General features: G+C 69.9%; 17 protein-coding genes, 3 tRNA genes and 1 pseudogene. 12 read left to right on the forward strand and 9 right to left on the reverse strand.

The window, feature by feature from the left end:
* A complete protein-coding gene (locus tag ACLLJJ_RS10230; protein WP_434589154.1) occupies window positions 1-873 on the reverse strand; it encodes an acyltransferase domain-containing protein in 873 nt (290 codons plus the stop codon).
* 325 nt (window positions 874-1198) lie between these two features.
* On the opposite strand from ACLLJJ_RS10230, the gene ACLLJJ_RS10235 reads away from it, so the two are divergent.
* The 4 genes from ACLLJJ_RS10235 (at window position 1199) to ACLLJJ_RS10250 (ending at window position 6188) form a co-directional block, all read left to right on the forward strand.
* A complete protein-coding gene (locus tag ACLLJJ_RS10235) occupies window positions 1199-2560 on the forward strand; it encodes a hypothetical protein (protein WP_434589156.1) in 1362 nt (453 codons plus the stop codon).
* A 184-nt stretch (window positions 2561-2744) separates the two neighbouring features.
* A complete protein-coding gene (locus ACLLJJ_RS10240) occupies window positions 2745-3911 on the forward strand; it encodes a hypothetical protein (RefSeq protein ID WP_434589158.1) in 1167 nt (388 codons plus the stop codon).
* A 283-nt stretch (window positions 3912-4194) separates the two neighbouring features.
* The gene (locus tag ACLLJJ_RS10245) at window positions 4195-4671 is read left to right on the forward strand and encodes a poly-gamma-glutamate hydrolase family protein (protein ID WP_434589159.1); all 477 of its coding nucleotides are present in this window, start codon (window positions 4195-4197) and stop codon (window positions 4669-4671) included.
* Between the two features lie 248 nt (window positions 4672-4919).
* Window positions 4920-6188 carry an IS256 family transposase gene (locus ACLLJJ_RS10250; RefSeq protein WP_434600248.1) on the forward strand — a complete coding sequence of 423 codons (1269 nt, stop codon included), beginning with the start codon at window positions 4920-4922 and terminating at the stop codon, window positions 6186-6188.
* Here ACLLJJ_RS10250 and ACLLJJ_RS10255 read toward each other — a convergent pair.
* Window positions 6169-6603: a PIN domain-containing protein gene (locus tag ACLLJJ_RS10255; protein ID WP_434589161.1), complete on the reverse strand. Its 435-nt coding sequence runs from the start codon at window positions 6601-6603 to the stop codon at window positions 6169-6171. The two genes, ACLLJJ_RS10250 and ACLLJJ_RS10255, sit on opposite strands and share 20 nt — an antisense overlap.
* Window positions 6600-6833 carry a type II toxin-antitoxin system VapB family antitoxin gene (locus ACLLJJ_RS10260; protein WP_434600367.1) on the reverse strand — a complete coding sequence of 78 codons (234 nt, stop codon included), beginning with the start codon at window positions 6831-6833 and terminating at the stop codon, window positions 6600-6602. Before ACLLJJ_RS10260 ends, ACLLJJ_RS10255 begins: the two co-directional genes overlap by 4 nt.
* A gap of 438 nt (window positions 6834-7271) precedes the next feature.
* Here ACLLJJ_RS10260 and ACLLJJ_RS10265 point away from each other — a divergent pair.
* Window positions 7272-7625: pseudogene (locus ACLLJJ_RS10265) on the forward strand (DUF4158 domain-containing protein); the annotation flags it as partial.
* 152 nt (window positions 7626-7777) lie between these two features.
* Here the strand turns inward: ACLLJJ_RS10265 and ACLLJJ_RS10270 are convergent.
* Both ACLLJJ_RS10270 and ACLLJJ_RS10275 read right to left on the reverse strand, forming a co-directional pair.
* Window positions 7778-8446 (reverse strand): class I SAM-dependent methyltransferase, encoded by a 669-nt coding sequence (locus ACLLJJ_RS10270; protein ID WP_434589162.1) that lies wholly within the window; start codon window positions 8444-8446, stop codon window positions 7778-7780.
* Between the two features lie 152 nt (window positions 8447-8598).
* The gene (locus ACLLJJ_RS10275) at window positions 8599-8997 is read right to left on the reverse strand and encodes a DUF302 domain-containing protein (RefSeq protein WP_283518562.1); all 399 of its coding nucleotides are present in this window, start codon (window positions 8995-8997) and stop codon (window positions 8599-8601) included.
* A gap of 161 nt (window positions 8998-9158) precedes the next feature.
* Between ACLLJJ_RS10275 and ACLLJJ_RS10280 the strand changes: the two genes are divergently transcribed.
* The 3 genes from ACLLJJ_RS10280 to ACLLJJ_RS10290 are packed head-to-tail and all read left to right on the forward strand — an operon-like array spanning window position 9159 to window position 11662.
* Window positions 9159-10523, forward strand: coding sequence for a rhodanese-like domain-containing protein (locus ACLLJJ_RS10280; RefSeq protein ID WP_434589164.1), 1365 nt, complete (start codon window positions 9159-9161; stop codon window positions 10521-10523).
* A gap of 33 nt (window positions 10524-10556) precedes the next feature.
* Window positions 10557-10922, forward strand: coding sequence for a rhodanese-like domain-containing protein (locus tag ACLLJJ_RS10285; protein ID WP_434589166.1), 366 nt, complete (start codon window positions 10557-10559; stop codon window positions 10920-10922).
* Window positions 10919-11662 carry a sulfite exporter TauE/SafE family protein gene (locus ACLLJJ_RS10290; RefSeq protein ID WP_434589168.1) on the forward strand — a complete coding sequence of 248 codons (744 nt, stop codon included), beginning with the start codon at window positions 10919-10921 and terminating at the stop codon, window positions 11660-11662. Before ACLLJJ_RS10285 ends, ACLLJJ_RS10290 begins: the two co-directional genes overlap by 4 nt.
* A 26-nt stretch (window positions 11663-11688) precedes the next feature.
* Here ACLLJJ_RS10290 and ACLLJJ_RS10295 read toward each other — a convergent pair whose 3' ends face one another.
* A complete protein-coding gene (locus ACLLJJ_RS10295) occupies window positions 11689-11967 on the reverse strand; it encodes a metal-sensitive transcriptional regulator (protein WP_283518517.1) in 279 nt (92 codons plus the stop codon).
* Between the two features lie 91 nt (window positions 11968-12058).
* Between ACLLJJ_RS10295 and ACLLJJ_RS10300 the strand changes: the two genes are divergently transcribed.
* Both ACLLJJ_RS10300 and ACLLJJ_RS10305 read left to right on the forward strand, forming a co-directional pair.
* A complete protein-coding gene (locus ACLLJJ_RS10300) occupies window positions 12059-12625 on the forward strand; it encodes a rhodanese-like domain-containing protein (RefSeq protein ID WP_434589170.1) in 567 nt (188 codons plus the stop codon).
* 244 nt (window positions 12626-12869) lie between these two features.
* Entirely contained in the window at window positions 12870-13757 is an 888-nt protein-coding gene (locus ACLLJJ_RS10305; RefSeq protein WP_434589172.1) for a recombinase family protein, read from the forward strand.
* Between the two features lie 617 nt (window positions 13758-14374).
* Here the strand turns inward: ACLLJJ_RS10305 and ACLLJJ_RS10310 are convergent.
* From ACLLJJ_RS10310 to ACLLJJ_RS10320, 3 genes are all read right to left on the reverse strand, one after another.
* Window positions 14375-14448 (reverse strand) — tRNA-Ile (locus ACLLJJ_RS10310).
* Window positions 14449-14615: 167 nt separating this feature from the next.
* A tRNA-Asn gene (locus ACLLJJ_RS10315) sits at window positions 14616-14688 on the reverse strand.
* A gap of 5 nt (window positions 14689-14693) precedes the next feature.
* Window positions 14694-14766, reverse strand: a tRNA-Asn gene (locus tag ACLLJJ_RS10320).
* Window positions 14767-14979: 213 nt separating this feature from the next.
* On the opposite strand from ACLLJJ_RS10320, the gene ACLLJJ_RS10325 reads away from it, so the two are divergent.
* Window positions 14980-15282: a YtxH domain-containing protein gene (locus ACLLJJ_RS10325; protein WP_434589174.1), complete on the forward strand. Its 303-nt coding sequence runs from the start codon at window positions 14980-14982 to the stop codon at window positions 15280-15282.
* Window positions 15283-15404: 122 nt separating this feature from the next.
* Window positions 15405-16841 (forward strand): FGGY family carbohydrate kinase, encoded by a 1437-nt coding sequence (locus ACLLJJ_RS10330; RefSeq protein ID WP_434589175.1) that lies wholly within the window; start codon window positions 15405-15407, stop codon window positions 16839-16841.
* Window positions 16842-16871: the final 30 nt, after the last annotated feature.

Here is a 16871-nt window from a genome sequence, read left to right on the forward strand (position 1 = left end):
TCAGGAGGCGCGGGCCGACGGAGGGCCGGCGGCAGCCGGGCCCCAGTCGAAAGCCGTGTCGGCGAGTGGCGCGCTGACGAGGGGCCCGGCGGCGGCCAGCACCCGGCCGACGCTGTGTGCGAGGGACCCGCCGGTGCCGGCCTCGTAGAAGTGCGCGCTGCGGAGTTCTCCCATCCGCCCCAGGACGCCGGGCAGCCGGACAGGCCGTGTCAGGCAGTCCGCGAGCCTCAGGGCGAGGTCCTCGTCACTCCGGTACCGCCTGCCCGCCACCGCGGAGAAGACGCTGGTACGGGCCTCGGCGGCAGGGTAGCGCCGGACGGCCCGGGCGAAGCGGTGCGCTTGGCCGCTGAGCGAAGGATGGTGCGACCCGAAGGGCAGCCGCAGGCGTATCGCCTCGACCCCGGCGCGGAGCGCATGCTCTTCCACCTGGTCGAGCTGCGTGAGCGGGCCGCCGACCAGCGTCTCGCGGTCGTCGTTCACGCAGGCCACCACCACGTCCGGGGTTCCGGCGCGGTCGATCAGGTGCGCGGCGCGGCTCTCCCCGCAGGGCAGCAGCGTCAGACCGCCGGGGCAGGTGCCCAGCACGAGGGCGAGGTCGTGGGCGATGCCCGCGCCGTCGGCCACGGAGTAGACCCCGGCGGCGGTCAGGGCGGCGATCTCGCCGAAGCTGACGCCCAGGACTGCTTCCGGCGCCCCGTGGCGGGCGCTCAGCGCCCGGTGGACGCTCACACTCGCACCGAACAGGGCGAGTTGCAGGGTGCCGGGCGCCGCCTGGGCGAGGTCCCTGCCGCTCGGCGGGCAGCCGCCGAACAGCCAGGGCCGCAGCGGGCGCAGTCCCCGGTCTGCAGCCGTCCCGTCAATTTCCTCGAACACGGCCTCCGCCTCGTGGCGCAGAGACTGCCTCGCCCAGGTCCCGCGCAGTAGAGCACTGAGGTTGAAATCCCCCTGCCCTGGGAATAGATGGACCAGACCGGGCATGCTGTCCTCCTCATACGAATAGTCACTGCTGACTGCGGCACCCAGGCGGTGACACATCCGCGCCACAGGTGCGTGGGGCCGTCGGTCCCAATCTCACGAGTGCTCCGTTCCGTACGATCCAGCCGCCTCCACACGACGCAAGGTGTTGAAAGAAGGCAGCTGTTGAAACTTCACTCATGTGCGGCCCGCTCGCCGACGGAGCGACCCGGAAGGAGTCCCCGTGAGCTCACCGCGCCCGCCCAACCTGGCCCTGCGGACTCTGCTGGTCGAAGCCCGGTGGAGCGGCGCTCGGCTGGCTCGCGAGGTCAACGCGCTCGCCGCCGAACAAGGTCTGACGCTCCGATACGACCGCACCGCGGTCAGCCACTGGCTGACCGGCACGAGGCCGCACCCGCCGGCGGGTGACCTGGTGGCGGAGGCGCTGTCCCGGTATCTGGGCAGAAAGGTCGCGGTGGCGGACGCCGGTCTGGCCGTTGCGCACCGCGCGCACGGCACGCACCCCCCACGAGGAGGTGAGGACGCCATAGCCGAACTGCAACGTCTCGGAGCCGTCACCGGCCGCCGCAGCGCCGCACGCACCGGCGTTTTCTCCCTGACCGCCCTGATGCTTCCCGGCTGGGACGCACCGACGGGCCCCCCGGTGCCCGCCCCGGCCCGGCGAAGCTCCACCGGGCGGACCGCGCCGCCCGACGTGGCCGCCGCCGGCCTGCTGCTCAGACTCTTCTCCCAGCACGACACGGCCTTCGGGGCGGGCCGGGTGCGCGATCCTCTGCGCGCCTACCTGGCCACCACGGTCTCGGTCTGGCTGGAGCAGAGCACACCGCCCGGATTGCGCGGTGAACTGTGCACCGTGGCAGGGCAGTTGGCATACCTCTGCGCCTTCGCTCACTTCGACGGCAACCTTCAAGAACAGGCCCAGCGGTACTACCTCACCGGCATCAGCCTGGCGCGCGAGGCGGGCGACCGGGTCGGATTCGCCCTGGGAGCCCGGGGGCTCAGCATCCAGGCGCTGTCCCTGGGGCACGCGCGGGAAGCCGACCGTCTCGCCGAACTCGCCGTGCGTGTCGGCCTGCCCCATGCCCCCGCGCACCAGCAGGCGTTCCTGCTGGGCCATTTGGCTGTCACCCAGGCGCACCTGGGAGAGCGCCGGGCCGCCGCCCGCCACCTGATCGACGCCGAGAAGCGGCTGGAGCTCTCGGACAGCGTCCCGACACCGGTGGGCGCCTTCCATTTCGGATCGCTGTCGCTCCAGCACGCGGCGGTCGCCCGCGCCCAGCAGGACCACGCGGTTGAGGCCCGTCACCTCGTGGCCTCACTGCAGGGACGGCCCCAGGGGGAGAACCGGGCCCGGTCCCTCAGCCTGGCCACGCTCGCCGAGGCCCAGCTGAACGAGGGACACCTCGATCTCGCCTGTCAGTCCTGGGGCGCGTTCCTGGACCTCTATCCGGGCGTCAGCAGCGCCCGCGCCCACGACCGGCTGCGGGTGCTGCTCTCCCGCCTGCGCCCGTACGCGGCGCATTCCGCGGTTCCGCCCCTTCTGGAGCAGGCTCGGGCTCTTTCCGGCCGCCGGGCCGCCCGATAACGGTAGGGTCACGGGATTTGGCCGGAACCGGCGGTCATCCTTGAGGGTGAGGAACGGGTTCTGCACCCCATTGGCATGAAGGATGCTGAATCGAGCGCTGCTTGCCTTATGCCCCCAGCACGTTTGCGTACCACGCGGTGGGCCCCTTGCAGCCTTTCGTCCTCCATGACATCCAAGGAGAACCATGAACCGCAGCGTCCTGCTGGAAGAGTTTCCCTGTGCCCTTCCCTCGCAGGCGTCGCTGACCGTCGCCACGTCCTGGGCGCACCCGCGCCGGGGTACGGTACGCAGTCCCGCCCACCCGGTGCTCACGTCGGCCGCCCACCGCGAGCACATTGCGGTGCAGGAACGTGCCTTCACCGGTCGCGACCTGAGGGCGGGGCCGGCCGGAGCCCTCCTGGTCACGGTCTCGTACGAGGATCCCCGCGGCGGCGCCACGGGGTTAGCGATGGCGGTACGGGCCGACGACAGCGCGCTGCTCGCCTTCGCCCGGGAGCAGATCCTGCTGTGGCGCTCCGTCCTGCGCACCCGGCGGGTCCTGCTGCCCGATGTTTCCCGGCACGGCCGGGCGGATGCTACCCCCGGCCCGGTTCCGGCCCAGCACGCCTCACGCTGGTCGCTGTGCGGGTGCCCCGCCACGGCCGGCTGCCCGGCCGCCGCGGACGCCACCGCGACAGTGCGCGCGTTCCAGAAACGCGGCGACCAGGTCCTGCTGGTGGGCCTGCCTCTGCCTTCCCCCACGGACTGCCTGCCGCTCACCGAGAGCGAACGAGCATCTCTCCTTACCGTCACGGACTGCGAAGAGGCGGCGGCGTTCTCCGTCGGGGACCCGGCCCGCCTGGCATTCGTCGTGGCCCCGGGCGCCGCGACGGAGCAGCTAGCCGCAGTCCTCGCGGTGCTCCGCGAACGGGTACCGGGCCTGCGCGGCCAGCACCCGTCCCAGTGGTGTTACACCATGACCGACTGGTGGCTCGCCGCGGAAACGGCCGTACGGGAGAGCGACCGGACCCTCCTCCTGGGCAGTGGCCCCAGGCCCAGCCCCGGCGCCATTGCCGCCCGGACGACAGCCGCACTCGCCGGCACGCAGGTTCATACGCTCGCCTCCCTGGAGGCGCTGCGCCCCGAGCACGTGAATGCCTGGACCCTCACCCTCCTGGACGCGGGAGCGCAAAGCTCGCTGCAAGAGCCGCTCGTCGAACTCCTGGGAGGACTGGGGCCGTGTGACACCGTCCACCGCGTCGTCGGTTCACGGCACTCCCCCGACGGCACGCACGGGAGCGGGCGGGAAGCCAGCCTCCCCGAACAGCTCGGGGACCACGGGCCCGCGGGCCGGAACCAGACGGCAACGTGAAGGCAGCAGAGCAGGGGTGGCGACGACGAGACATCCACACTGCCCCGCCCAGGGGTCAGCATGCTGAAGGCATCGATCACCGAACGGGAGCTGGCCCCCACGTGAGCGCTCCACGCCGCAGCGCTTGAAGCCGCCCGTGAACGCGGAGCGAGAGTCGGTCCGATCGCCCTTTCAATAGAGATCCGGATGACCACCCGATCAGGGTCGGGTGCTGGCATGCACCCATATCGCTCTCCGTAACGAAGAACGGCGTCCACGCAAACCTCCGCCACACCTTCTAGGGTTGTCCACCGGCCGCCGTCCACCAGGGAGACCGCGCTGCCGCCCCGACACTCTCGCACCGCTCACCCCAGGAACCCCGCTGGTCGACTACTGGATGCTCGAAGGGCTGCGCACCTCGAACAACGCTGAACTGCACGTCACCTCGTCACACTGCGACGACTCCGTCGCACGCTCCATGGCCGCCGCCAGTGCCAACGTCCTCAGCTTCCACGGCTGCACGGCCACCCCGGCGGGCACACCCGCCGCCCGGCCCGAGGCCGTCGTCGTCGGCGGGCTCAACGCCCGGCTGCGCACACTCATTTCGGCGAACCTTCACGGAGCGGGCTTCCGGATCATCGCGGGCAACCCCGAGGACCTCAACGGCGACCTGCCGGAGAACATCTGCAACCGCACCCTGACCGGCGAGGGAGGCAACCAGCTGGAGCTACCGGGCACCTCCTGCCGTAGGCACTCGCGCACCCCTGGGCGGTTCATTTAAAGCTGCACCTTGCGGCCACATCCGTCACTACCGGACAGCAGTCAGGCGCGTACGTCCCGTTGCTGCACTTCCTTGAGAACCGCCGCCACCGTGGCGAAGTCGTTGTCCGGGAGTGTCATGAATCAGGTGTGGGTCTCCCCGAAGGAGTGAGCCTGATGAGTACGACGACTGATCACCTGATCGAGGGCGTCGACGGCGTGTCACTTGCCGAGGTCGGCGATGGCGCTCAGGGTGCCGACGTGAAGTCGATGCCGGTATCGCACAACGGTCTGTCCAGCGAGCTGCTGGAGGAGCTGGCCGCGCTCGCGGCCGAGAAGGTCCGCGGCGGGGGACTGCGGCTGATGGGCGAGGGCGGCCTGTTGCCGGAGCTGGCCCAGCACCTGATGCAGTCCGCTCTGGAAGCCGAGATGGACGAGCATCTGGCCGTGGAGGCCGGCCGGGTCGGTGGACGCGGGTCGCGCTCGGGTGGCAACACCCGTAACGGGTACCGGGCCAAGAAGGTGATGACGGAGGTCGGTGCTGTCACGGTGCAGGTCCCCAGAGACCGGCTGGGTACCTTCCAGCCCCGGATGCTGCCCAAGTACGCCCGCCGCACCGGCGCGTTGGACGACCTGGTGCTCTCGCTGACCGCGAAGGGACTGACCTCCGGTGAAATCGTCTCCCATCTCGCCCAGACGTACGGGATGACGACGACAAAGGAGACCATCTCCACGATCACCGACAAGGCCCTGGAATCGATGGCAGAGTGGCGCACGAGGCCGCTGGACTCGGTCTACCCGGTCATCTTCATCGACGCCGTGCACGTGAAGATCCGGGACGGCTCTGTCGCCAACCGGCCCATCTACGTGGCCGTCGCGGTCACCGCCGACGGCTATCGCGAGATCCTCGGGCTGTGGGCCGGGGACGGCGGCGAGGGCGCCAAATACTGGCAGACGGTGCTGACCGAGATCAAGAACAGAGGCGTCCGTGACGTGCTGATGCTGGTCTGCGACGGGCTCAGCGCCCTGCCTGACGCAGTGAACGCAGTCTGGCCCCAGACCGTGGTCCAGACCTGCGTGGTGCACCTCCTGCGTGCCAGCCTGCGTTATGCCTCGCGCCGCGACTGGGCCGAAGTCGCCCGCGACCTCAAGCCCGTCTACACCGCCGTCAACGAGGACGAGGCCCGGACACGGCTGACGGACTTCGACGACAAGTGGGGCAAGCGCTACCCCTCGATCGCCGGGACCTGGGAGCGGGCCTGGAGCGAGTTCGTGCCCTTCCTCGGCCTTCCCGACGCCATCCGGCAGGTCGTCTACACCACCAACGCGATCGAGTCCCTCAACGCCCGCTACCGGCGCGCGGCCCAGGCCTGCGGACACTTCCCCAACGAGACCGCCGCCCTCAAGCGCCTCTACCTCGCCACCCTCGCCCTGGACCCCACCGGCCGCGGCCGCCAGCGCTGGAACAACCGCTGGAAGTCGGCGTTGAACGAGTTCGACGTCCTCTTCGACGGCCGCCTCACCGCCGGACGGGTGTAGACCGAACAGCCCACCGAAAAACCTGTAGGCCAAACAGACGAACCACACCTGAATCCTGATAGACCCCGTTGTCCACGTGGAGCACCGTGTGGCCGTGATGGACCGCTGTCGCACACACCAGAAGGTCGATGGCTCCGGCGGCGCGGTGCTGCGCTCGCTGGGTGAGTTTGTACTGCGCTGTTTCGACCCAGCGCCACGCGTTCTTGGGAACCGGCGAGAGATGGCAGAGATCGTCCAACTCTTCGGCCAACTCGTCGCGATGGGCCGGGCTTGTGGCCGAGTAGAGGAACTCCGCCTTCGTGGGCTCGCAGATATGGAACACGCCGGCGGCGATGTGTCCTTCCCAGGGCCGCAATGCCCCCGGCGTACGGAAGAGGTGCCATAGGGCGGACGTGTCGAGGAGGTACGTGATCACTCGAAGGCTGCCCGCCGGGCACGCTTGACAGCCGCATGCGCGACAGCCGCAGCCTCGAACTCGCCCCGCTCACCCCGCGCGGCCAGCTTCTCGGCGGCCTCCAGTCGCTTGACCCGGTCCACGTAGTCGCGCAGGGCTGCGTTGACCGTCTCCTTCTTCGTCGTGACGCCCATCAACCGCATGGCTTCTGCCAGCGCCTCGTCGTCGAGATCAATCTGGGTGACCGACACAACCACCATCTCCCTGATGTTGATGTATGCATCTACGATACATCGCCAACATTGACGGCTCCAGAGAACTGCACGTTCCGCGTCGTCGATGGCGATGGGGGCCCAGTGATTAATGGCGCGGCCATCGGCCGACGGGACGTTCGACGGCGGTGTCAGCCCGGGGGGAGTGAGGCCCTAATGGGTCACATGGACTTATGTACGCAGTCGATCGTGTGTGCTCTCCGCCGCGCCTCGCCATCCTGAACAGCCACTCCGTCGCATGGGTGGATGAAACTTGCCCAAACCATTACAAGGGTGATCAGCTGGCCTCACGCGATCACGGGGGTGAGTATCCGAGGTACAGCGATTGGCGCTGAGAATGATCATGGTCGGTTTTCTTGATCGGGGTTCGATGAAACACCTGATCAGACCTTCCTTGATCGCGTACGGTCACGCTTCATGCCCGTAGAGTTCTTAACTGACGAACAAGCCGCGCCCTATGGGGCCTTTCAAGAGGTCCCGACGCGCCCTGAGCTGGAACGCTTCTTCTTCCTCGACGACGATGACCGGGATCTGATCGCGCTGCGGCGCGCGGACAGTCACCGTCTCGGGATAGCCGTGCAGCTGTGCACGGTGCGCCACGTGGGGCGGTTCCTCACTGATGACCCGCTGGCAGTGCCGTGGGAGGTGGTCGACTACCTCGCCGGGCAGTTGGGCATCCAGGACGCCTCTCAGGTGAAGCGGTACACCGATCGGCCCAAGACGGCTTATGACCACTCGTGGGAGATCCGGGCGGCCTGGGAGGACGAAGAAGAGGACTGATCTCCGCCCGCACATGACGGCGCCCGGGACGGAATCAGCGTCCCGGGCACAGTCACGAGCGGCCGGGCCGACGGTGATACATGAACCGGCACGGGAAGATTTCGGCATCATGAGAGCCGGGACGACGTCGGGTCGAGTTCCGGTCACCGTGGCAGGGTCTGAGTGACGCGCCACAGCCGGCGGGGCAGGTCGCCCTCCTCGAAGGCGTGGACCTCATTCAGCGTCCAGCCGTCGGCGAGGGCCTCGACCAGGTCGCGGTCGAAGAAGTGCACCGCGAAGCCGCCGTGCTCGTACATGTCGTCGCCGTGCGCGGTGCCGCTGCCGTAGTGGGTGTCGCCGGTGTGGCGGACCGTGTAGACGAACACTCCGCCGGGCCGCAGGACACGGCGGATCTCTGCGACCGCGGCGTGGATCTCCTTCGTGGTCAGAGCCATGCACAGCAGCATGTGCGCGAACGCGGCGTCGACCGAGTCGTCCGCCAGCGGCAGCGGCTCGCGCGCGTCGTGCACCGCAGTGCTGACCCGCCCGGCGACGTCCTGGGCCTGGGCGGCGTCGGTAAGTTGGCGCAGGCCGGTGGCGGAAAAGTCGGTGGCGTGGACGGTGAAGCCTTCGCGGGCGAAGTACAGCGCGTCGCGGCCGTGTCCGGCGCCCAGTTCGAGGACGTCGCGCGCTCCGGCCGTCCGGAGGACGGCGGCGGCGTGTACGGCTGGGTCGGAGGGTTGTTCGCCGTACATGCCCGGGTGGGCGGTGTACGTGCTCTGCCAGTGCTCGCGCTGGGTCTCTGCGAGCTTCTCGTCCCGCTCGTGCGCCACGTGGGCTCCCTCGTTCCGCCAGCATCACTCCCGTGCGGGCCGCAGGTAAGCGTAGGCCCCTCGGCGGACTCCCGATGGCGGGACCGGGCGGTCACAGGGACACGGCTCGCGGGCCGCCCGGCAGGGCTGCCCGGAGTCCGGACGGCCCGAGGTCATGTCCGCTGCCGGGTGAGGGTGGACAGGGCGGCGTCGAGGCGGCGGGTGGCGTCCTCGGCGACGGGCTTGAGGGCGTCCTGGCCGGTCAGGGTGACCATTGTGGCGGGGTCGAGGGCCTGGACGGCGATGCGCTCGCCGTCAGTGCGGACGACGACGTTGCAGGGCAGAAGCAGGCCGATGGAACGGTCCGCCTCGATGGCCTGGTGGGCGAGCGGCGGGTTGCAGGCGCCGAGGATCAGGTAGTTCTCCATGTCGTGGCCGAGCTTCTCCTTCAGCGTGGCCTGCACGTCGATCTCGGTCAGGATGCCGAAACCCTGCTCGGCCAGGGCCTCGCGCACGGCTTTCACGGTCTCCTCGAAGTCACCGGTCACGTGCACGGTGCGGCTGTAGGTCATCGTCATCACCTCTTCCTCGTCTGCTGGCCCCGCTTCTTGCGGAGGCCGCCGGGTACCCGCCGGGTATGGCGGCTCCCCACGGAATATACCCCCAGGGGTACAGGTGTTACGGTGGAAACAGATACCCCCCGGGGTAATTTTCATGCGAAAGGAGTATCCGCGTGTTCTTCGTTGACACCATCGAGCTGGAAGGTCTCGGCAACCGCAGCTACCTGGCCGGCGGTGAGCACATGGCGGTGGCGGTGGACCCGCCGCGCGACATCGACCAGGTCCTGGCGGCAGCCGCCAGGCGCGGTGTGCGGATCTCGCATGTGGTGGAGACCCACATCCACAACGACTACGTCACCGGCGGTCTCGAACTCGCCCGGATCACTGGCGCCCAGTACCTCGTGCCGGCCGACGCGAAGGTCTCGTTCGCGCGGGTGCCCGTCGCAGACGGCGACACCGTGGACATCGACGCCGGCAGCCGGGTGACACTGGCCGCGATCGCGACCCCCGGCCACACCCCGCACCACACCTCCTACGCGCTGCGCGAGGCGGGGCGGCCCGTGGTCGTATTCACCGGCGGCTCCCTGCTGATCGGAACAGTTGGCCGGCCGGACCTGGTCGAGCCGCGGCTGACCAAACAGCTCGCCCGCGCCCAGCACGCCTCCGCCCACCGTCTGGCCTCCGGCCTGCCCGACGAGACGGCCGTGCTGCCGACGCACGGGTTCGGCAGCTTCTGCTCCTCGGCCCAGTCCGATGGGGAGGAGAGCACCATCGGCAAGGAGAAGAGCGCCAATACGGCGCTCACCGTCGATGTGGACACCTTCGTCGCCGACCTGCTGGCCGGGCTGGAGGACGTGCCCGCCTACTACGCGCACATGGGCCCGGCCAACGCCACGGGCCCCGCCCCGGTCGATCTGACGCCGCCCGCGCTCGCGGATCCCGGTGAGATCGCTTTGCGCCTCGCGGCCGGTGAGTGGGTGGTCGACCTGCGCAACCGCGTGGCCTTCGCCGAAGGGCACGTGGCCGGGTCGTTCAACTTCGAGGCCGACGGCAAGATCGCCACCTACCTCGCCTGGATGATCCCCTGGGGCAAGCCGGTCACCCTGCTCGCCGAATCGGCCCAGCAGCTCGCCGAAGCCCAGCGCGAACTGGTACGGGTGGGCATCGACCGGCCGGCCGCCGCCGCGACCGGCGGCCCAGCCGCCTGGCTGCCCACCGAGCAGACACCCGCCTCTTTCCCGCGCTCCACGTTCGCCGGCCTCGCCGCCCACGGAGCCGAGAACGCGGTGGTCCTGGACGTGCGCCGCGACTCCGAGCGGACGAACGGCTGGATCGAAGGATCGGTGCACATCCCCATCCACGAGCTTCCCGGCCGCCTTGCCGAGGTACCGCAGGGGACGGTGTGGGTGCACTGCGCCGGCGGCATGCGCGCCGCGATCGCCGCGTCCCTGCTGGACGCGGCAGGCCGGGATGTCGTCGCCGTCGACGACGGCTTCGACGCCGCCGCCGACGCCGGCCTGCCCCTGACCACCGGCTGATCCCCGCCCCCAGCACGAGAAAGGGGGAACGTCATGTTCCTCTTCCGCCGCACCCAGCCCCGTCTCAGCGTGGACCAGGCTCGCAGCCGTACCGGCGGCCAGGCCCCGGACGCGGTCCTGCTCGATGTCCGCGAGAAGCCGGAGTGGAACGCCGGCCACGCCCCTGGCGCCCTGCACGCCCCGCTGTCGAAGCTCGTCGCCGGCGGCGCCCTGCCGCCCGGGGCGTCGGGCAGGCCGCTGGTGGTGATCTGCCGCAGCGGGCACCGTTCCCAGCAGGCGGCCAAACTCCTCACCCAGCGCGGAGAACAAGCGGTCGACGTCATGGGCGGCATGAACGCGTGGGCCGCCTCCGGATACCCGGTCAGCGACGAACGCGGGAACAGCGGCCAGATAGCGTGATGGCCCTCGTTCTCGCCGTCATCGCCGGGGCCGTCATTGGCCTCGCCCTCGGAGCCCTGGGGGGCGGCGGCAGCGTCCTGGCCGTGCCCGCTCTGATCTACCTGCTCGGCTTCACCCCGGCAGCGGCCACCACCGCCAGCCTGATCATCGTGGCCGCCACCTCCGCCACCGCCCTGTACGCCCACGCACGCGACGGCCACGTCGCCTGGAAAGCCGGATCACTCTTCGCAGCCGCGGGCATCATCCCCGCCTACCTCGCCGGAGCAGCCTCCAGTCACATACCCGCGGCGGGCCTGACCATGGCGTTCGCGGTGATCGCCGCGCTGGCGGCCCTGCGCATGCTCCGCCCCTCCACCTCCGAGCCGACGGGCCGGATACGGCCCGGCAAGGCGGCCGGGGCGGGCGCCGGGCTCGGTGCGGTGACCGGATTCCTCGGCGTAGGAGGCGGATTCCTCGCCGTCCCGGCCCTGGTGAGCGTGCTCGGGCTGACGATGCGCAGGGCGGTAGGCACAAGCCTGCTCGTCATCACCGTCAACTCACTCGCTGCCCTGACCGCCCGCACCGGAACCGGCGGCGGCATCCAGTGGGAGGTCATCGGACCGTTCACCGGGGCCGCGATCCTCGGCGCCTGGGACGGCAAACGCCTCGCCGCCAAGATCTCCGGACCCACTCTGCAGAGAGTGTTCGCCGGCGTACTCCTGGCGGTGGCCGCGTTCATGCTCATCGACGTGATCGCATGAACCATGAACACGGCGCCCACCGGTTCTCAGGCCAGTGACAGGAACAGCTTCTCCAGCCGGGCCCGCATCTCATCGCGGTCACCGGCCGTCTGTCCGCCCTCGGCCATGCAGTGCTGCAGCCCGGTCGCGATGATCGCGAATCCGGCCCGGTCCAACGCGCGGGAGACCGCCGCGAGCTGCGTGATCACGTCCTCGCAGTCCCGGCCCTCCTCGATCATCTTGATGATCCCCGCGATCTGCCCCTGAGCCCGCCGCAGCCGGTTCAGCACCGATTTCAGCTCATCGGCCGCCATCTCAAGCTCCACTGTCCACCTCCACGAAGAAAATACCCCTAGGGGTATCGTACCGGGTACGGACACCCGCCCCCGGACTAATTTCGAAGGGACCACCCCGCACATGACCACCCCCACGGCCCTCATCCCCGCCCAGGCCGCCGCCCGCCTGCACGAGTACACCGTCATCGACGTACGCACCCCGGGCGAATACGCCGCAGGCCACGTCCCCGGCGCCCACAACATCCCCCTCGACCACCTCCACACCGCATTGCCCGCCCTCAAGGCCGCAGCCGCCCGCGGCGACCTCCTCGTGGTCTGCGCCTCCGGCAACCGCTCCACCACCGCCTGCGCAGAACTGGCCGCCGCCGACATCCCCGCCGCCACCCTCACCGGCGGTACCACCGCATGGGCCGGCGAGGGCCGCACCCTCCACCGCCCCGAGAACGGCCGGGCCGTCTGGCCCATGGAACGCCAGGTGCGACTCGCCGCCGGATCCCTCGTCGTCCTCGGCCTCGCCGCCGGCACCCGCTGGCGCCCCGCCCGCTGGCTGTCCGCCGCCATCGGCACCGGCCTGGTCTTCTCCGCCGCCACCAACACCTGCGGCATGGCCGCCGCCCTCGCCAAACTCCCCCACAACCAGCCCCGCACCACCGACCTCGACGCCACCCTGCAAGCACTGCAGGACTGACACACCGACCGACAAGACCGGGACAACCACTGTCAAGACAAGGGCTACTGCTCGGTCCCCGGACGCGACGGCCACCGTTGGCGAGAAGGCGGACGCGTGAGGGTGCCGGGCCACTCGCACAAATGACCATCTGTGCGAGTTCTGCGAGAGCCCCGAAAGCGATCACGTTTCCGCAGGTCGCCATTCGCAGAAGTCCTCTCAGAAGTGGCAGGTTGCGCGAGAGGCAATCTGCGAGACTGATCGCGTGGATCTGACGCCCGATCAAGCCGCAATCGCGGTAGAACGCAACGACTGCCCCAAATGCGAGGTACCCGCCGGGAGTCCGTGCCGAACGCGCGGTGGGAAGACCGCGGCGAAGTACCACACCCCGCGCTTCGTCCTCGTACCCGCGCTGCGCGAGCACCTCGACATCCTCATCCCCGCCGACCGGGGTCCAGGGCGTCCGTGGAAGCAGGGACCGGCGCCCGTCGCGCTGCCCGCGCAGCGCGACGCGAAGCAGATCCGAATCGGGTACGCCCGTACATCGACGGCCCGGCAAGAGCTGGCGAGCCAGCTTGACGCCCTCCGCGAGGCGGACTGCCACAAGATCTACCAGGAGCAGATCAGCACCCGCATCAAGGTGCGGCCCGAGCTAGAGAAGGCGCTCGCGCTGGCCCGCCAGTTCAAGGAGGCCGCCCCCGATACGCCGGTCGTCTTCACCGTCCACGAGCTCAAGCGCCTGGCGCGCAACGCGGCCGAGCTGATGACGCTCTCCGCCGAGCTCCAGGCCGACGACATCCAGCTCGAACTCCTTACCGGCCCGCTCGCCGGGATCTACGACCCCAACGGCATGGGGGCGATGTTCTTCGCCGTGCTCGCCGTCGCCGGGCAGATCGAGCGCAACTACATCCGCGAGAAGACCCTGGAGGGCCAGGTCAGCGCCGCGAAGAAAGGCAACCACGGCGGACGGCCCAAGGTCATCGACGACGACATGCTCACCTTCGCGCTCGCGCTGAAGGACAAGGGCGTCCCCGTCCCCGAGATCGCGGGCAAGCTCACCATCAAGACCGGCAAGAACGCAGGCACCTCGCCCTCGGTCGCCTCGCTGTACCGGGCGTTCTCTGAGGCCGAGGAAACCGAATCGGTCACGTAACCCCCAAGGCCGGCTCCGCCACCCGCACAGCACCATGATCGTTCTCAGCGCCAACCGCTGTACCGCGGATACTCACGCCCGGATCAGTGGCAACCAGGCACAGGTCGTCACGCGACCGCTCCCTGGTCTGTGCTGCGCGGCGGTACCCCAAGCCGGGTCTTCTGCGCGTCCCCCGCTTCCGTCCACCAATGACGCCCGGGACCGCGCCATCCGAGCATCGGATGGGCCTGGCGCTGCCAAGCAGCTTGCGTACTCCCCCGGCCGACGGAACCTCCAAGGTCGCACCTGGTGTTCCGGTTGGGCCGTTTCCAGTACGGGCCGTTATCTGGAACCGACGCGGCGCACCCAGCCAACGCTGCTACCCGCCCCGACCTGATCCCCGCGTCCCCACCACGTCCCCACAACCTGTGCTGCGACCCTCAGGGACAGCCGCACCCCAGCTGGTGACCAGCTTGATCAGCCGTAAAACGGCAGGTCAACACGCTGGCGTGCACCCAGGACGGAAGGGAACTACGCAATGCTCCATGCAACTGAGCAGCGGATTGAGTCCGTTGAGCCCAAGTTCATGTTCGGACGCCCCAGAAGAGACGTTTCCGCAGGTCAGAGGCTTGCGCAAGTGGGGCGGGTGGGACTCGAACCCACGGCCGACGGATTATGAGTCCGCTGCTCTAACCGGCTGAGCTACCGCCCCTAACGGCGCGTCGCGCACATATGTGCGCGCCGTCTGCCGCAGCATAGCCGGTCATACGATCTCCTGCCTCGGATGGTCGGCAACGCATGCCCATCAGGACTTCGTTGCCGCCCGACCGGTTCCCGGACACACGAAAAAGGACCCCAGAGGGGTCCTTTTCCTTGCTGCTCCCCCGACTGGACTCGAACCAGTAACCCTCCGGTTAACAGCCGAATGCTCTGCCAATTGAGCTACAGGGGACTGCGCTCCCCCGACTGGACTCGAACCAGTAACCTGCCGGTTAACAGCCGGCTGCTCTGCCAATTGAGCTACAGGGGATTGCTGCGTTGCACCGAACGTACCCACCGGATGGCGTCCCGGGAAGCGTGTGCTCGCTGCGACACATACATTAGCGCAAGCAGGGGGGTGCTCCGCCAATCGGTATGCCCCCTGGGTGATCACGGGTGCCTCCGGGTAGGCGGCCTGCACAGCCCCCGCGGTCCGAAATGCCCCGGCAGCAGGGGACCGCCGACGTAAAGAAGGGTGGCAGCCATGCGCTACCGACTCACGTTCATCGCCGGACTGGCCCTCGGGTACGTGATCGGCACCAGGGCCGGACGCGAGCGCTACGAGCAGCTGAAGAAGTCCGCGCGCCAGATCTCCCAGAACCCGGCCGTGCGCAACGCCGCGGAGTCCGCCGCCCACAACGGCCGGGACATCGCGGGCAAGGCGTTCCACACGGTCAGCGACAAGGTCGGGGACCGGATGCCCGACTCGGTGGCCGAGCGGGTGCGCTCGCTGCGTGAGCGCAGCGGGCAGAGCGGCGAGGACGACTGGGGGACGACCAACACCTAGCCCCGCGCCCGGCCCGTGGCGGGTCCGCCCCCGCCCCGGCATACCCGCTCCATCCGCCGCGCCCGGCCAGCGATGTCCGGGCGCGGCGCACCATGCCCGGCACATGCGGCAGAATCTTGAGCATGGGGATAGTCGCCGGCTTGGACAGTTCGTCTGCATTTACGCGCATCGTGGTGTGCGACACCGACACGGGTGCCGTGCTGCGGCAGGGGTACGCCCCGCATCCCGTGGAGGCGAAAGCCACCGAGGCGGATCCACAGGTGTGGCTCCTCTCGCTGGGCGAAGCCGCGGGCGGCGGGCTGCTGGAAGGTGTCCAGGCCATCGGCGTATGCGCACAGCAGCACGGCATGATCCCGCTCGACGGGCAGGGGTCCCCGGTGCGGCCGGCCCTGCTCGGCAATGACAAGCGCGCCCAGGTCGCCGCCGCCGATCTCATCGACGCCCTCGGCGGACGCCAGCCGTGGGCGGAGGCCGTCGGGTCGGTGCCGCAGGCACCGCAGCCGGTGGCGAAGCTGCGCTGGCTGGCGCGCAACGAGCCGGAAGCGGCGCAGCGCACCGCCATGGTGATGCAGCCGCACGACTGGCTGGTGTGGCAGTTGCTCGGGCGGCCCGCGCGCAGGACCACCGACCGGGGCGCGGCGTCCGGCACCGGCTACTGGTCGGCGGCCACCGGCGCCTACCGGCCCGATCTGGTGGAGATCGCGCTGGGCCACCAGGCCGCGCTGCCCGAGGTGCTCGGCCCGTCCGACGCCGCCGGGACCACCCCCGAGGGGCTGCTGATCTCCGCCGGTACGGGCGAGACGATGGCCGCGGCCTTCGGCCTCGGCGTCGGGGTCGGCGACGCGGTCGTGTCGCTGGGGGCCTCGGGTTCGGTGATGGCGGTGCACCACGAGGCGCTGGTGGATTCCAGCGGGCTGATCACCTCGTTCGCGGACGCGACCGGGATGCATCTGCCGGTCGTCCACACCCTCAACGCCGTACGGGCGCTGCGGGGCACCGCGGAACTGCTCGGGACGGACCTGGACGGGCTCTCGGAGCTGGCCCTGAAGTCGTCGCCGGGAGCGTACGGGCTCGTACTCCTGCCGTATCTGGAGGGTGAGCGGACGCCGCAGCTGCCGCACACCGCCGGGACGCTCAGTGGGCTGCGGCGCGAGTCGATGAAGCCCGAGCACCTGGCGCGCGCGGCCTTCGAGGGCATGCTCTGCTCGCTCGCCGACGCGCTGGACGTGCTGCGGGGCCGCGGTGTCGAGGTCGGGCGGGTGTTCCTGCTCGGGGCCGCCGCCGAGCTGCCCGCCGTGCAGGCTGCGGCGCCCGCGATCTTCGGTACGCAGGTGGTCGTGCCGCAGCCCGCGGAGTACGCGGCGCTGGGCGCGGCCAGGCAGGCCGCCTGGGCCCTCGGCGTCTCGCAGGGCACCCTCTCCCCCCACACCCCGCCGGCCTGGCAGGGCGCGGCGGCGCAGGTGCTCGAACCGGGCGAGGAGCTGCCGATGGGGCAGGCCGTGCGACAGCAGTACGGAGCGACGCGGGATCAGATCCACCCCGGCGCCTTCGATTCCTGACCGGGGCGCGGCGCTCTGCGAGCGGGCTCG

The sequence above is a fragment of the Streptomyces sp. A5-4 genome, assembly GCF_051131715.1.
GTDB lineage: Bacteria > Actinomycetota > Actinomycetes > Streptomycetales > Streptomycetaceae > Streptomyces.

Coding starts and splice junctions, on each gene's coding strand:
- ACLLJJ_RS10240 (WP_434589158.1), top strand. CDS start 2,745: ATGAACCGCAGCGTCCTGCTGGAAGAGTTTCCCTGTGCCCTTCCCTCG.
- ACLLJJ_RS10250 (WP_434600248.1), top strand. CDS start 4,920: ATGCCGGTATCGCACAACGGTCTGTCCAGCGAGCTGCTGGAGGAGCTG.
- ACLLJJ_RS10275 (WP_283518562.1), bottom strand. CDS start 8,997: ATGACCTACAGCCGCACCGTGCACGTGACCGGTGACTTCGAGGAGACC.
- ACLLJJ_RS10285 (WP_434589166.1), top strand. CDS start 10,557: ATGTTCCTCTTCCGCCGCACCCAGCCCCGTCTCAGCGTGGACCAGGCT.
- ACLLJJ_RS10300 (WP_434589170.1), top strand. CDS start 12,059: ATGACCACCCCCACGGCCCTCATCCCCGCCCAGGCCGCCGCCCGCCTG.
- ACLLJJ_RS10325 (WP_434589174.1), top strand. CDS start 14,980: ATGCGCTACCGACTCACGTTCATCGCCGGACTGGCCCTCGGGTACGTG.
- ACLLJJ_RS10330 (WP_434589175.1), top strand. CDS start 15,405: ATGGGGATAGTCGCCGGCTTGGACAGTTCGTCTGCATTTACGCGCATC.